Raw genomic sequence first — 13,233 nt, forward strand, 5'->3', positions numbered from 1 at the left:
CCTGATACTAGATGGGCGCCGGACCTGGGGTATCGGCCATGCTATTCGCCTCAAGCTGCGTAGCCGTCCTTCCGGCAACGCGACCTCGGCAAATTGCGATCGCCACCTAGCAAAACTCGCAGGACCGCTCCTCAAAGCATAGGGGTCGGAACTTGCACTGAACTGGTGCGTGGATGCCCTGCCCGATCGGCGGAGGACCGAACTATCCAGCCCCGCGAAAGCAAACCGGCTTATGCAAAAAGACAAAGTCCGCGCCCAGAATCGCGCCGATGCCGTGGAGAAATCGATGTCTTCTGCTGAAATCCCCGTCCTTTCGATTTGCGTTCCAACCTTTAATCGTCAGTTCTTGCTTGAACGGAACATAAATTTCCACCTGGACGCTTTTCGTAAGCTCGATATTCCTTTTGAAATCGTCATTGTCGACGATTGCTCGACCGACGACACCGCCGCCTATATCCAGTCGATCTCGCACCATCCGGAAATCAGCGCCTATCGCCGGGCACGCAATTCCGGCTTCATCAGCAACTACGCCTTTGCCATGCAGCGGGCTCGCGGCCACTTCGCGGTCTTCCTCGGCGATGACGATCTGCTGATCCCGGAAAAGGTCGTCGAATATCTCCACATCATGGTGGACGACAGGCGGATCGGCATGATCCAGGCGCCTTGGCTTCTGGTTGACGGACGGCCGGGCGGCGGAGACATGCAGCCTTTCTATCGCCTGTCCTACCCCTCGCGGCATACCAAGGGCGATTTCCATTCGATGCTGGAATTCATCCTGGAGCGGCATGTCTTCCCAGAATTCATGATAATCCGGCGCGACATCCTGGCGAGATCCATATCCAGCCCGACCCCCTTTATTTTCTGGGCCTTTCTTTACACCACCCGCGCGCTGGACAAGGCCGATGTGCTGTTCATGCCGGAACCCTTCGCTCGGGTGACTGCGGTTTCCGACGACCCCCGTCTGCAACAGGGCAACAAGGAATGCATGTTCCAGTGGGACAGCTACCGAGGCGGCCTCGAATATCTTGCATCGCAGGCGCTTCGCGACAACCGGCTGCCGCCGGATTATCGCGGCTCGCTGATGCCGCGCATCACCGACTTCATGCTGCAGCGCCAGGCCGTGGCGATGCGCTTGCACGTCAATGCACAGAACTGGGTCGAAGCCTACATCATGTACCACCGCATGGCGGCCTATCATCCGACACCGCTGCCGGCGGAGTCCTACGACCAGATCCGCAAGCTGGCGGGCATCGCAACAGCGGCAACTGAGGCGATCGCATTCAATGGCGAGCCCGTCATCCTTGAGCCGATCATAGACGACGCTACAATCAATCTTCTCTCGCCCTCGATCCGGGAGCATCTCATCAGGGAAGAACCGCAGGCCAGCGGCTATGACAGGAAGCCAAGGGCATATTTGCGCTTTACGGAAAACTTTCCTGCCAATCCGGGGCCCAAGGACGGCATGTTCGACATTCTGACCTACATCGAACAGTTTGCCTGACGATCACTGCCGGGGACCGAAACTGGATCCGCTGCCGGTGTCGCATTGCGAATGTCCGGTCCGAATCCTGGCTCGGTCGCCAGGCGTGCATTCAGCCGGGCAATAACTCGGTCACCGCGATGATGGGGCCGAGTGGAAACAGGCCGTCCCGCCTTTGCCATTCAGGAATGTAGAGGCTGGAAATGCTGCCGTCCAGAAACAGCGCGTTCGCGCAGCCGAGGTCGTCGCGGAAAAGCGTCGCAAAGTCATGAAAGCGGACGGGACCATCCGAAATCGCGAAAACGACCTTGCCATCCCCGGTGACACCAACGCCGTTTCGCGTCTTGAAGCTGGTGCTGTCGGCAAGAAACGACGGATGGAGCTTGCCGTCGATGACGAGCATCGGGCCGGACTGGGTCGCGTAGAACGGCTTGATGCCCGAGGTGGCAAAAGCCTTGCTTTCCATCACGCCGGCACGGCCCGGCAGGAGATAAAAGACGCCGTTCGGCAGCAGGTGGAAATTGCCCCACCCCTTGTTGGTATTGATCCTCTTCAGCTCACGACCGTTTTCGACGAAGAGGCCGACGGGAGACTGGTCGTCGAGATACATGCCGCCGTTCATGGCGAAGCGGACATAGACGCGGTCCTGACGCAGATCGTTTTCCAAAGCCCGGAACGAACCATAGGGCTTGCCGCTGCGATCATTCTGGAAAAGCTGGATATCGTCGGTCGCCGGATCGAAGGTGCAAACCGTGTAGCCATCACCGAGATGCTCGACCTTGCGGCAGGCCTCGCCGGCCGATGCCGCGGTGGCGCAGACAAGAACCGCGAGGATGATCATCAATCGAATCAAGCTGACAACTCCGGATGGATATCCGCACTTACAACTGGAGGGCCGCCATGTGAAAGGCAAGCTGCGCGGCAGGATAACGATAGCTGGCACCAACCGGACAGGCATTGCGCGCGAGACAGCCCGCCGCCATGCAGCCCCGTTGCCCTTCATCAGCCCGCAGATGCGTTCGACAGCGCTGAACGTCGAACCCGGCGGGCGCCACTGCATCTACGGGACAAGCATCGAGACAAGGCTTATCCAGGCAATGATCGCAAGGATGCGCGCCGCGCGCCGGCGCGCCGTCATCCACTAGAATATCGGCAAAACCCAGGGCGCCGCGATAGCCGTGCCAGAGGCCGTATTCCGGATGGATCAGGATGCCGAGCGGCGAGGCCTTCAGGCCCTCCGCCCGCATGGCCCATTGCTGGAAAGGCTGCCATGGAGGATCCGAGGGAAAATAAGCCGTCGCTGCGAGCTCGTCAGCGATCGGCCGGATGATCGCCTTCGACCAGTCGTCGAGCGGATCGCGGCGCAGCATATTCTCAGGCAATTGCCGCCAACGCGAGAAGGGTTGCCAGATGGAGCCGCCGACATTGCCAAGCAGGACGACGCTGCGCGCTGCACTTCCGTCGGCCAGCACCGGCCCCTCGCCTGCGTCGAAAGACAGGCTGCCGCGAACGAAAACTCCGTGGACGCCGAGCGCCGCACGGAGCTGTTCGAACGTGGCGGGACCGCGGTTCACCGTGGCCCCTTATATGGATAGTGCGGCCGCCAGACCTCCTTCTGGATCAGATCGGCAACGCGTATCGCACCGCCTTGCTCCCTGGCGGCCTCGGGCTCTCTTCAAGTGAAGGCGTCCGGCATCGAATCCTTGCGCTTCTGGATATAGGCCAGCAGTGCCTCGTCGATCGCCGGATCGAGCGGCGGCGCTTCATATTGGTCGAGCCAGGAGCGGCAAAGCGCATTGGCGCGCTCCTCAACGCGCTTCTGCCCCTCGATTTCCCATTGCTCGAAGGAATTATTGTCGGCCAGAGCCGAACGATAGAAAGCGCTCTGGAAGTTCGCCTGCGTATGGGCGCAGCCGAGATAATGGCTGCCGGGACCGACTTCGCGGATGGCATCCAGCGCCTGACCGTTTTCGGAGAGATCGATACCCTCGGCCATCTTCTGCATCATGCCGAGCTGGTCCTGGTCGATCATGAACTTCTCGTAGGAAGACACGAGACCGCCTTCCAGCCAGCCGGCCGCATGCAGCACGAAATTCGTGCCGGCCAGCAGCGTCATGTTCAAGGTATTGGCCGATTCATGCGCGGCCTGCGCATCCGGCACCTTGGAAGCGCAGAGCGAGCCGCCGGTACGGAACGGCAGGCCGAGACGGCGCGCGAGCTGGGCGGAGCCATAGGACACCAGCGACGGCTCCGGCGTGCCGAACGTCGGCGCACCCGACTGCATCGAGATCGAGGCGGCGAAGGTGCCGTAGAGAACCGGCGAACCCTTGCGGATCAACTGCGTGAATGAAGCGCCGGCAAGCACTTCGGCGAGAATCTGCGTCAGCGTGCCCGCCACCGTCACCGGGCTCATGGCGCCCGAAAGGATGAAGGGGGAAACGACCGAAGCCTGGTTGTGCCGCGCATAGACCTTCAGCGCGCCGAGCATGGTCTCGTCGAAGACCATCGGCGAATTGGCGTTGATGAGGTTGAGCGTAACGCAATTGTTCTCGACGAAATCGTCGCCGAAGACGATCTTCGCCATCGCGACAGTATCCTCGGCGCGCTCCGGCGCCGTCACCGAGCCCATGAATGGCTTGTCGGAATATTTGATATGGCTGTAGACCATATCGAGATGGCGCTTGTTGACCGGAATGTCGACCGGCTCGCAGACCGTGCCGCCGGACGAGTGCATCGAGGGCGCCATGTAGGCGAGCTTCACGAAATTACGGAAATCCTCGATCGTCGCATAACGGCGGTTGCCTTCGAGGTCACGGACAAAGGGCGGCCCGTAGACCGGCGCGAAGATCGTCGCCTTGCCGCCGACATGGGCGTTGCGGGCGCTGTTGCGCGCATGCCAGGTGAATTCCTTCGGTGCCGTTTTCAGGAGTTCGCGGCAAAGACCCTTCGGAAAATGCACGCGCTGCCCGCGCACGTCGGCGCCGGCCTCTTTCCAGAGCGCCAGGGCCTCCGCATCGTCGCGAAACTCGATGCCGATTTCCTCCAGAACCTTATCGGCATTGCGCTCGATGAGCTGCAGGCCCTCTTCGTCAAGCACCTCGTAAACGCCGATCTTCCGGACGATATAAGGAAGCGAAGGGCCCGGCCCGCCGCCGCTGCGCGACGCGCGCCTTGCCGCTGCACCTCTGCCCTCACCGCGCGAACGTCGTCCGCCGCCATCGCCGCCCGCAGCCGGTTGCTCGTTCATATCGTCCATGATGTTTCCTCGCTCCTGCGCATGAATGCGTCTATCCTCACTCTATGCTAGCCGATTCCGTCGGCCGGACGTTCCTTAATGCGCCAGCAATTAGCATAGGACAGACATGGCCGCGACGATATCGCCTCATTTCCGTCCGTCGCGATTAATCCGCGCGACGTCGCTTTCAAAAAGAATTTTGTCATCGTTGAGGTTTATCGCTTATTGAGGCAGTATTTTATACAAGCCTCTGATGCATTTGCACGAAAACGGGATGGAGCGCATGTCTGACGACGAAATCATTCTCTCGGAACTTTCGGACGAGGAACTCGTGCAGCAGATGCATGACGACCTGTATGACGGGTTGAAGGAGGAAATCGAGGAAGCGACCAATATCCTCCTCGAACGCGGCTGGACGCCTTATGACATTCTCACGCAAGCGCTGGTCGAGGGCATGCGCATCGTCGGCATCGATTTCCGCGACGGCATTCTCTTCGTGCCCGAAGTGTTGCTGTCAGCCAATGCGATGAAGGCCGGCATGTTTATCCTGCGGCCGCTCCTGGTCGAGACCGGCGCGCCGAAGCTCGGCAAGATGGTGATCGGCACCGTCAAGGGCGACATTCACGACATCGGCAAGAACCTCGTCGGCATGATGATGGAGGGCGCGGGCTTCGACGTCATCGACCTCGGCATCAACAACCCCGTCGAGAACTATCTCGATGCCATCGAGCGCGAACAGCCTGATATTCTTGGCATGTCGGCACTGCTAACGACCACCATGCCCTACATGAAGGTCGTCATCGATACGCTTAAGGAAAAGGGCATGCGCGACGACTACGTCGTTCTCGTCGGCGGCGCGCCGCTGAACGAGGAGTTCGGCAAGGCCGTCGGCGCCGATGCCTATTGCCGCGATGCGGCCGTGGCGGTTGAAACCGCCAAGGACTTCATGAAGCGCAAGCACAATAGCCTGGCTGCACAAGCCTGATTACAGCGGATTCCAAACTGGCGACAACCGAAAGGTTGTCGCCGACCCGTTGGCATCCCAAATTGGTTATTGGGCAGCCTTCTTGACGGTATGACCGGCGTCTTCCGTCGCGTTGACGGCATTGGCCGTATCCCTGCCGACGCCGCGAATTGTATTGGCGCATGAAGCAAGTACCATAAGGACGGCAAGCGCGGCGGCGATTTTGCTGAATGTCGGTGCAGTCATGATTTGGAACCCTCTCTGAGTGGATATCGATCAACAAAAAGCGGAGACAAATCCTCCGCGTGATAAACGCATGAAAACGCGAAAAGTTCATGTGATCGCGTGCGGCGCAATCGCGCGCGAGATACTGGCGGTCACCAGAATAAATCAGCTCGACCACATCGATCTGCACTGTCTTCCCGCGATCTATCACTCCTACCCTCAGAAGATCGCGCCCGCATTGGAGGAAGCCATTGCGAATGCGCGCGCGCGGGGTTTCGAGAGGATCTTCATCGGCTATGCCGATTGCGGAACCGGCGGCATGATCGACAAGATCTGTGAGCGTGAGGGCATCGAGCGCCTTTCGGGGCCGCACTGCTATTCCTTCTTCAGCGGCAACGAAGCCTTTGCAGCGCGCGAGGATGACATCACCTCGTTTTTCCTCACCGACTTTCTCGCCCGGCAGTTCGAGTCCTTCGTCGTCGTACCGCTCGGCCTCGACCGGCATCCGGAACTGCGGGACATGTATTTCGGCAACTACCGCAAGGTCGTCTATCTCTCGCAAGAGGAGGATCCGGCTCTGCAGGAAAAGGCAAAAGCAGCGGCTGCCTATCTCGGTTTGGATTACGAATACCGCTTCACAGCGTATGGCGATCTTGCCCATGAATTGCTGACCGTCTGATTACGACATTCCACCCTATATCCTTGCTTGCTGCCCACGTCGGACTCCGCCATGTTGCAACGCGTCGAAGGCGTTGAATCGCGGTGGAAAACTCGAGCGTTCGGCATGACGATGAAGTTTGCCGCTGGTTGCGGGATGTGCTTTCCGCGCCGCGTCGTTTTTTGGCATGGGCCGCGTCGTGGCGAGCGCAGTCTCCGGGTCGATGGACGTGCATTCTTGATTAAAGAGGAGAATTTTGCATGGCGGATCGCATTGTCGTCTACTGGCGGGACATTCCGGCCCAAGTGATCATCAAGAAGGGGCGGCAGACGGCAAAGCGCGAGCTCTCGCTGCGCTTCACCGAGGCGATCGACATGTGCGCGATGCGCACCGGCGCGGCCGAGACCGACGACTACTTGGCCGAATGGCGCAAGGCCGATCCCGTGCCTGTCTCCGACGATCTGGAAGCCGAGGCGGATAAGGCCGCAAGCGAACTCGAAGCAGCCTTTGACCGGGAGCGTCTGATTGCTCTGGTGAAGGCCGGAGGCCGCGACAATGGCTGACGCCATCCAGAAGCCGGGCAACGCGGCGCCCGGAGCGAAGGCCGCAAGCGGCGCCTATACGCCCGCCGGCGTCTCGCCCAACCGCCGCGCCCGCCGCAAATACACCGTCCGTCTCTGGGCCGTGCGCCATTCGCGCTTCCTCGAATGGTTCTATCATCGCTTCGCCGATGCTTTCCTCCTCCTTCATCCGCTCTGGAAGAAAATCGGCTACGACCGCGTCGAACGGCCGATCACTTTCGTCGAGCGCAATGTGAAGGGCTTTCTGTTCGACTGTCGCATGTGCGGCCAGTGCGCGCTCTCGTCGACCGGCATGTCCTGCCCGATGAACTGTCCGAAGCAGCTGCGCAACGGCCCTTGCGGCGGGGTACGCGCCAATGGCAATTGCGAGGTCGAGCCGGACATGCCCTGTGTCTGGGTGCAGGCCTGGAACGGTTCGCGAAACATGATCCAAGGCGATGCGATCCTGAAGGTCCAGAAACCGGTGAACCAATCGCTGCGTGAAACTTCCTCCTGGCTGCGCGTCACTGCGGAAGCCGCCGCTGCCCGTGAAGCAGCGAAAAAGGAAGCGTGATCGATGGCGCATATCGACGAAAATCCGCTCGGCGTCCACCTGCCGCTCGATCCTCTACCCGGCCATTCATCACTCGGGCGGCTGGAGCGCGTGCTGCGCCGCGGCGAATTCGCGGTCACCGCCGAATTGAATCCACCCGATAGCGCCAACCCCGAAGAAGTCTATGAGCGCGCCGCGATTTTCTCCGGCTGGGTTGATGGCATCAACGCGGTCGATGCCTCGGGCGCCAATTGCCACATGTCCTCGGTCGGCATCTGCGCGCTGCTGACGCGCATGGGCTATGCGCCCATCATGCAGATCGCCTGCCGCGACAAGAACCGCATCGCCATTCAGGGCGACGTGCTGGGTGCTGCTGCCATGGGCGTGTGCAACATCATGTGCCTGACCGGCGACGGCGTGCAGGCCGGCGACCAGCCGGGCGCCAAGCCGGTCTTCGATCTCGATTGCATGTCGCTGCTCGAAACCGTGCGCATCATGCGCGACAACGCGAAATTCCTGTCGGGGCGCAAGCTGACATCGCCACCGAAGGTCTTTCTCGGCGCGGCCATCAATCCCTTCGCGCCGCCCCACGACTTCAGGCCCTATCGGCTGGCGAAGAAGATCGAGGCCGGTGCGCAATTCGTGCAGAGCCAATATTGCTACGACGTGCCGATGTTCCGGGAATACATGAAGAAGGTGCGCGACCTCGGCCTGAACGAGAAATGCTTCATTCTCGTCGGCGTCGGCCCCCTCGCCTCAGCGAAAACCGCTCGCTGGATGCGCTCCAACGTGCCGGGCGTGCACATTCCCGATGCCATTATCAAACGCATCGAAGGCGCACAGGACCAGAAGAAGGAAGGCAAGCAGCTCTGCATCGATATCATCAACGAGGTGAAGGAGATCAAGGGCGTTTCCGGTATTCATGTCATGGCCTACCGCCAGGAAGAATATGTCGCCGAGATGGTGCATGAATCCGGCGTGCTGAAGGGCCGCCAGCCATGGAAGCACGAGGCCAACCAAACCGACGCGCTCATCGCCGAGCGCCTGGAACACATCCGTGGGGGCAAGGAAGAGAACCAGCAGGAAATGGCCGAAGCCGCCGCTCATCATCCGCCACACAAGACGCACTGAAATCGAGCAGCGGGCGGAGGAGCCCGGACGGCTTGTAACCCCCATCCCGGCACGATAGACCAGATCTATCGGGCCAACTGACCAGAGGATCAGACATGACGCGCACCATCGTTGCATCCGCCACTCGCGAAATCATCATCGGTTTCGACCAGCCCTTTTGCGTGATCGGCGAACGCATCAACCCAACGGGGCGCAAGAAGCTGGCCGCTGAGATGATCGAGGGCAATTTCGATACGGTTATCAAGGACGCGCTGGAACAGGTGGCCGCGGGCGCGACCATGCTCGACGTCAACGCCGGCGTCACCTCGGTCAACCCGAACGAGACGGAACCTGGCCTGCTGGTGCAGACGCTGGAAATCGTCCAGGGCTTGGTCGACGTGCCGCTCTCGATCGACAGCTCGGTGACGGCCGCCATCGAAGCTGCGCTGAAGGTTGCCAAGGGCCGGCCGCTGGTCAATTCCGTGACCGGCGAGGAGGAAAAGCTCGAAGCCATCCTGCCGCTCATCAAGAAATACGACGTGCCGGTCGTTGCCATCTCCAACGACGAAACCGGCATTTCCATGGATCCGGACGTGCGTTTCGCCGTCGCAAAGAAGATCGTAGAGCGCGCCATGGACTACGGCATCAAGCCCCATGACATCGTGGTCGATCCGCTCGTCATGCCGATCGGCGCGCTCGGCGATGCCGGTCGCCAGGTCTTCGCGCTGCTGCACCGCCTGCGCAACGAGCTGAAGGTGAATACCACCTGCGGCCTTTCCAACATATCCTTCGGCCTGCCGCACCGCCACGGCATCAATGCCGGCTTCATCCCGATGGTGATCGGCGCCGGCATGACCTCGGCCATCATGAACCCTTGCCGCCCGCAGGAAATGGAGGCGGTGCGCGCCGCCAACGTGCTGAACGGCACCGACGCCAATTGCACCAACTGGATCATGACCTACCGCGACTACAAGCCGGCCGAAGGCGGAGCGAGCGCTCCGGCTTCTGCGGCCCCCTCGGCTGGCAGCGGCGGCCGGCGTGGTGGGCGCGCGGCACGAGCCGGTGCCGGCGCGGCGAGGGAATAGAGATGAAATATCCGAGCCGGAAGCTTTCCGATGATCTCGCCACATTGTGGATCCAGGCGCCCATGGTGATTGGAATGCGCCTGTCGCAAATGTGGATGACAGCGATGACCGGCGGCGGCGTCAACATGACGGAATTCAACCAGATGGTCTCGGAAAAGATGATGGCCGCGGCCGAAAGTGCCGTTGCCACCAATATCGCCATGACCCAGCAGAATATTGCGGCAATGACGAAGGGGGGCAACGCCTTATCGCATCGCGCCGTCGATGCCGTCGCCCAGGCCATGGTCAAGCCGTATAGCAAGCGCGTTCGCTCGAACGTACGCCGCCTTAGCAAACAGAAAGACTGATCCGTGGCCCAAGCCAGCGACAGCGCGAATCCCCTCGTCCTCTTCATGCCCTCCGGTAAGCGCGGCCATTTTCCGGTGGGAACGCCGGTGCTGGAGGCTGCGCGGCAGCTCGGCGTCTATGTGGAGAGCGTCTGCGGCGGCCGTGCCACCTGTGGGCGCTGCCAGGTCTCGGTGCAGGAGGGCAATTTCGCCAAGCACAAGATCGTCTCGGCCAACGACCATCTCTCGCCCATCGGCCCCAAGGAAAGACGCTACGCCGAGGTGCGCGATCTGCCTGATGGACGCCGCCTCTCCTGTTCTGCCCTGATCCAGGGCGATCTCGTCATCGATGTGCCGCAGGACACGGTGATCAATGCGCAGGTGGTGCGCAAAGCCGTCGACGAGCGCGTCATCATCCGCGATACGGCCGTGCATATGTGCTACGTCGAGGTCGAGGAGCCGGACATGCACAAGCCTTCGGGCGATCTCGACCGGTTGAAAGCCGCGTTGGCTGCCGATTGGAAATACGACAATCTCGACGTGGATTTTCACATCATTCCGCAAGTGCAGTCGATCCTGCGCAAGGGAGAATGGAAAGTCACCGCCGCGATCCATCAGGATCACGCCGATGACCATCCCCGCCTGATCGCGCTTTACCCCGGCCTCAAGAACGAGGCCTATGGCATCGCCTGCGATATCGGCTCGACCACTATCGCCATGCATCTCTCCTCGCTGCTGTCGGGCCGGACGGTGGCATCTGCCGGCACCTCCAATCCGCAGATCCGCTTCGGCGAGGATCTGATGAGCCGCGTCTCCTACGTCATGATGAACCCGGACGGCCGGGTCGCGATGACCAATGCCGTGCGCGAAGCGCTGAACGGGCTGATCGACAAGGTCTGCGCCGACGGCGGCGTGTCGCGCCAGGACATCCTCGATGCGGTCTTCGTCGGCAACCCCATCATGCATCACCTCTTCCTCGGCATCGACCCCACCGAGCTTGGCGGCGCCCCCTTCGCGCTCGCCGTCTCAGGCGCGGTACACCTGAGGTCGGCCGAGATCGGCCTGCCGATGAATGCCGGCACGCGCGTCTACATGCTGCCCTGCATCGCCGGCCATGTCGGAGCCGACGCCGCCGCCGCCACCCTCGCTGAAGGGCCTCACCGCCAGGATGAGATGATGCTGCTGGTTGATATCGGCACCAACGCCGAAATCGTGCTGGGCAATCGTCAGCGCGTCGTCGCCGCCTCCTCGCCGACGGGCCCTGCCTTCGAAGGCGCCGAGATTTCCAGCGGCCAGCGCGCAGCACCAGGCGCCATCGAACGTGTCCGCATCGACCCCGTCACATTGGAACCGCGCTATCGCGTCATTGGCATCGAGCCTTGGTCGGACGAGCCCGGCTTTGACGAAGCCGCCGCCACCGTTGGCGTCACAGGCATCTGCGGCTCGGCGATCATCGAGGTGGTCGCCGAGATGTTCCTGACTGGTATCATTTCCGAGGACGGCGTGGTCGACGGCGGCATGATGGCGCGTTCTCCGCGTATCCTGCAGAACGGCCGCACCTATTCCTACCTGCTGCGCGATGGCGAACAACGCATTACCGTGACACAGAACGACGTCCGCGCCATCCAGCTTGCCAAGGCCGCCCTTTATGCCGGCGTCAAGCTGTTGATGGACAAGCAAGGTGTCGAGCATGTCGATCGCATCGGCCTTGCAGGCGCCTTCGGCACCTTCATCGACCCCAAATACGCGATGGTGCTCGGTCTCATCCCGGATTGCACCCTCGACAAGGTGAAGGCAGTCGGCAACGCGGCCGGCACCGGCGCGCGCATGGCATTGCTCAATCGCGGCCATCGCCGCGAGATCGAGGAAACTGTCAGCAAAATCGAGAAGATAGAGACGGCGCTTGAATCAAAGTTTCAGGAGCATTTCGTCTACGCCATGGCGCTGCCGAACAAGGTCGATGCCTTTCCGGAACTGGCGAAGGTGGTGACACTGCCGGAGCGCAAACAGCTTGGCGACGATGCCGGCGGCGAAGGCGGCGGCCGCAGACGGCGGCGCAGCCGCGAGTAACGCTTAACCGGCGGCGGCTCACGCGGCCATTTTTCGCCCGATCTCTATGAATGCCTGCCGGATGCTATCGGCAACGGCCTTCATCGGCCCCGTCATCTGCGATGCCGTCAGCAGGCGAATGTCGAAGGAGGTGAGTTCCGGCAGCCCCTCGTTCGGCCCGAGGATCTCCATATCCTCACCAATGTAGGACCGTGGGAACGGCGCGACCGCAAGGTCGGAGACAATAGCGGCGCGCTGCGCCATCGTGTGGGCGCTGAGATAGGAAACGCGGTAAGGCCGCTTCTGCCGTTCCAGTTGCGCCAACGCTTCCGACCGCCAGATGCAACCGTCTTCCCAGATGGAGATCGGCAGCGGGTCGCGCCGATAGGCCGTGCCGCACTTGGCACCCGCCCAGACGAGACGCTCCGTATAGATCACTTCGCCTTCCGTCGGGAAAGGCCGCGTCGCGCAATTGATCAGCGCCAGATCCAGTCGCTGCTCCTCGATGCGCTTCTTCAGCTGGAGGCTCATATCCACGACGACATCCACCATGATGCCGGGATAGCTCTCCGAAAAGCTCTTCAGAATGGTCGGCAGCAGGCGCTCGCCGATATCATCGGGTGCGCCAAGCCGCACCACGCCGCTGAGCTCGGGCATGATGAAACGCGATACGGCTTCGTTCGACAAGGCCAGGATATTGCGCGCGTAGGAGAGCAGCATCTCGCCATGCTGCGTCAGGCTGACCGAGCGCGCGTCGCGCAGGAACAGCGTCACGCCGAGCTGCTCTTCCAGCTTCTTGATTTGCATCGAAACAGCGGACGGCGTGCGGAAGACCGCATCGGCGGCGGTGGAGAAATTGCCGGTCTCGGCAATGGCTACAAAGGTGCGCAGAACTTCATTGTCAAGCAACGGTATGGGCCGGCGGAACGGTACGGTCATATCGGCAACCTTCAATTTTTCTGATCCTAAGCACCATATCATTTCATTT

The 13,233-nt window shown here is 61.2% G+C and carries 14 protein-coding genes; 9 read left to right on the forward strand and 5 right to left on the reverse strand.

Features of this window, described 5'->3' with window-relative positions:
* The first annotated feature begins 286 nt into the window (after positions 1-286).
* Entirely contained in the window at positions 287-1,501 is a 1,215-nt protein-coding gene (locus tag FHT28_RS17250) for a glycosyltransferase family 2 protein (RefSeq protein WP_168596850.1), read from the forward strand.
* A 91-nt stretch (positions 1,502-1,592) separates the two neighbouring features.
* Here FHT28_RS17250 and FHT28_RS17255 read toward each other — a convergent pair whose 3' ends face one another.
* The 3 genes from FHT28_RS17255 to FHT28_RS17265 all read right to left on the reverse strand — a co-directional run bounded on the left by FHT28_RS17255 (position 1,593) and on the right by FHT28_RS17265 (position 4,736).
* Entirely contained in the window at positions 1,593-2,321 is a 729-nt protein-coding gene (locus FHT28_RS17255; protein WP_210255784.1) for a phosphodiester glycosidase family protein, read from the reverse strand.
* Between the two features lie 40 nt (positions 2,322-2,361).
* Positions 2,362-3,054, reverse strand: a complete 693-nt coding sequence (locus FHT28_RS17260; protein ID WP_168596852.1) for a 4Fe-4S dicluster domain-containing protein — start codon at positions 3,052-3,054, stop codon at positions 2,362-2,364.
* Between the two features lie 101 nt (positions 3,055-3,155).
* Entirely contained in the window at positions 3,156-4,736 is a 1,581-nt protein-coding gene (locus tag FHT28_RS17265; protein WP_037202588.1) for a trimethylamine methyltransferase family protein, read from the reverse strand.
* A gap of 262 nt (positions 4,737-4,998) precedes the next feature.
* Between FHT28_RS17265 and FHT28_RS17270 the strand changes: the two genes are divergently transcribed.
* Positions 4,999-5,700, forward strand: a complete 702-nt coding sequence (locus FHT28_RS17270) for a B12-binding domain-containing protein (protein ID WP_037202864.1) — start codon at positions 4,999-5,001, stop codon at positions 5,698-5,700.
* Positions 5,701-5,766: 66 nt separating this feature from the next.
* On the opposite strand, the gene FHT28_RS17275 is transcribed toward FHT28_RS17270, so the two are convergent.
* Entirely contained in the window at positions 5,767-5,925 is a 159-nt protein-coding gene (locus tag FHT28_RS17275; RefSeq protein ID WP_037202590.1) for an entericidin A/B family lipoprotein, read from the reverse strand.
* A gap of 70 nt (positions 5,926-5,995) precedes the next feature.
* Between FHT28_RS17275 and FHT28_RS17280 the strand changes: the two genes are divergently transcribed.
* The 7 genes from FHT28_RS17280 (at position 5,996) to FHT28_RS17310 (ending at position 12,266) form a co-directional block, all read left to right on the forward strand.
* Positions 5,996-6,583, forward strand: a complete 588-nt coding sequence (locus FHT28_RS17280) for a DUF1638 domain-containing protein (protein WP_168596853.1) — start codon at positions 5,996-5,998, stop codon at positions 6,581-6,583.
* A 239-nt stretch (positions 6,584-6,822) separates the two neighbouring features.
* Positions 6,823-7,125: a virulence factor gene (locus tag FHT28_RS17285; RefSeq protein ID WP_037202594.1), complete on the forward strand. Its 303-nt coding sequence runs from the start codon at positions 6,823-6,825 to the stop codon at positions 7,123-7,125.
* A complete protein-coding gene (locus FHT28_RS17290; protein ID WP_092573922.1) occupies positions 7,118-7,696 on the forward strand; it encodes a methylenetetrahydrofolate reductase C-terminal domain-containing protein in 579 nt (192 codons plus the stop codon). The genes FHT28_RS17285 and FHT28_RS17290 overlap by 8 nt, the downstream gene beginning before the upstream one ends.
* A 3-nt stretch (positions 7,697-7,699) precedes the next feature.
* Positions 7,700-8,806, forward strand: coding sequence for a methylenetetrahydrofolate reductase (locus tag FHT28_RS17295; protein WP_168596854.1), 1,107 nt, complete (start codon positions 7,700-7,702; stop codon positions 8,804-8,806).
* A 95-nt stretch (positions 8,807-8,901) separates the two neighbouring features.
* Positions 8,902-9,870: a methyltetrahydrofolate cobalamin methyltransferase gene (locus FHT28_RS17300; RefSeq protein ID WP_037202598.1), complete on the forward strand. Its 969-nt coding sequence runs from the start codon at positions 8,902-8,904 to the stop codon at positions 9,868-9,870.
* 2 nt (positions 9,871-9,872) lie between these two features.
* Positions 9,873-10,217, forward strand: coding sequence for a hypothetical protein (locus tag FHT28_RS17305; RefSeq protein ID WP_037202600.1), 345 nt, complete (start codon positions 9,873-9,875; stop codon positions 10,215-10,217).
* 45 nt (positions 10,218-10,262) lie between these two features.
* Positions 10,263-12,266: an ASKHA domain-containing protein gene (locus FHT28_RS17310; protein WP_051964446.1), complete on the forward strand. Its 2,004-nt coding sequence runs from the start codon at positions 10,263-10,265 to the stop codon at positions 12,264-12,266.
* Between the two features lie 18 nt (positions 12,267-12,284).
* Here the strand turns inward: FHT28_RS17310 and FHT28_RS17315 are convergent, their stop codons facing one another.
* Positions 12,285-13,226 (reverse strand): LysR family transcriptional regulator, encoded by a 942-nt coding sequence (locus FHT28_RS17315; protein WP_173410923.1) that lies wholly within the window; start codon positions 13,224-13,226, stop codon positions 12,285-12,287.
* Between the last annotated feature and the right edge of the window lie 7 nt (positions 13,227-13,233).

The sequence above is a fragment of the Rhizobium sp. SG570 genome, assembly GCF_012275345.1.
In the GTDB taxonomy this organism is placed as follows: domain Bacteria; phylum Pseudomonadota; class Alphaproteobacteria; order Rhizobiales; family Rhizobiaceae; genus Rhizobium; species Rhizobium lusitanum.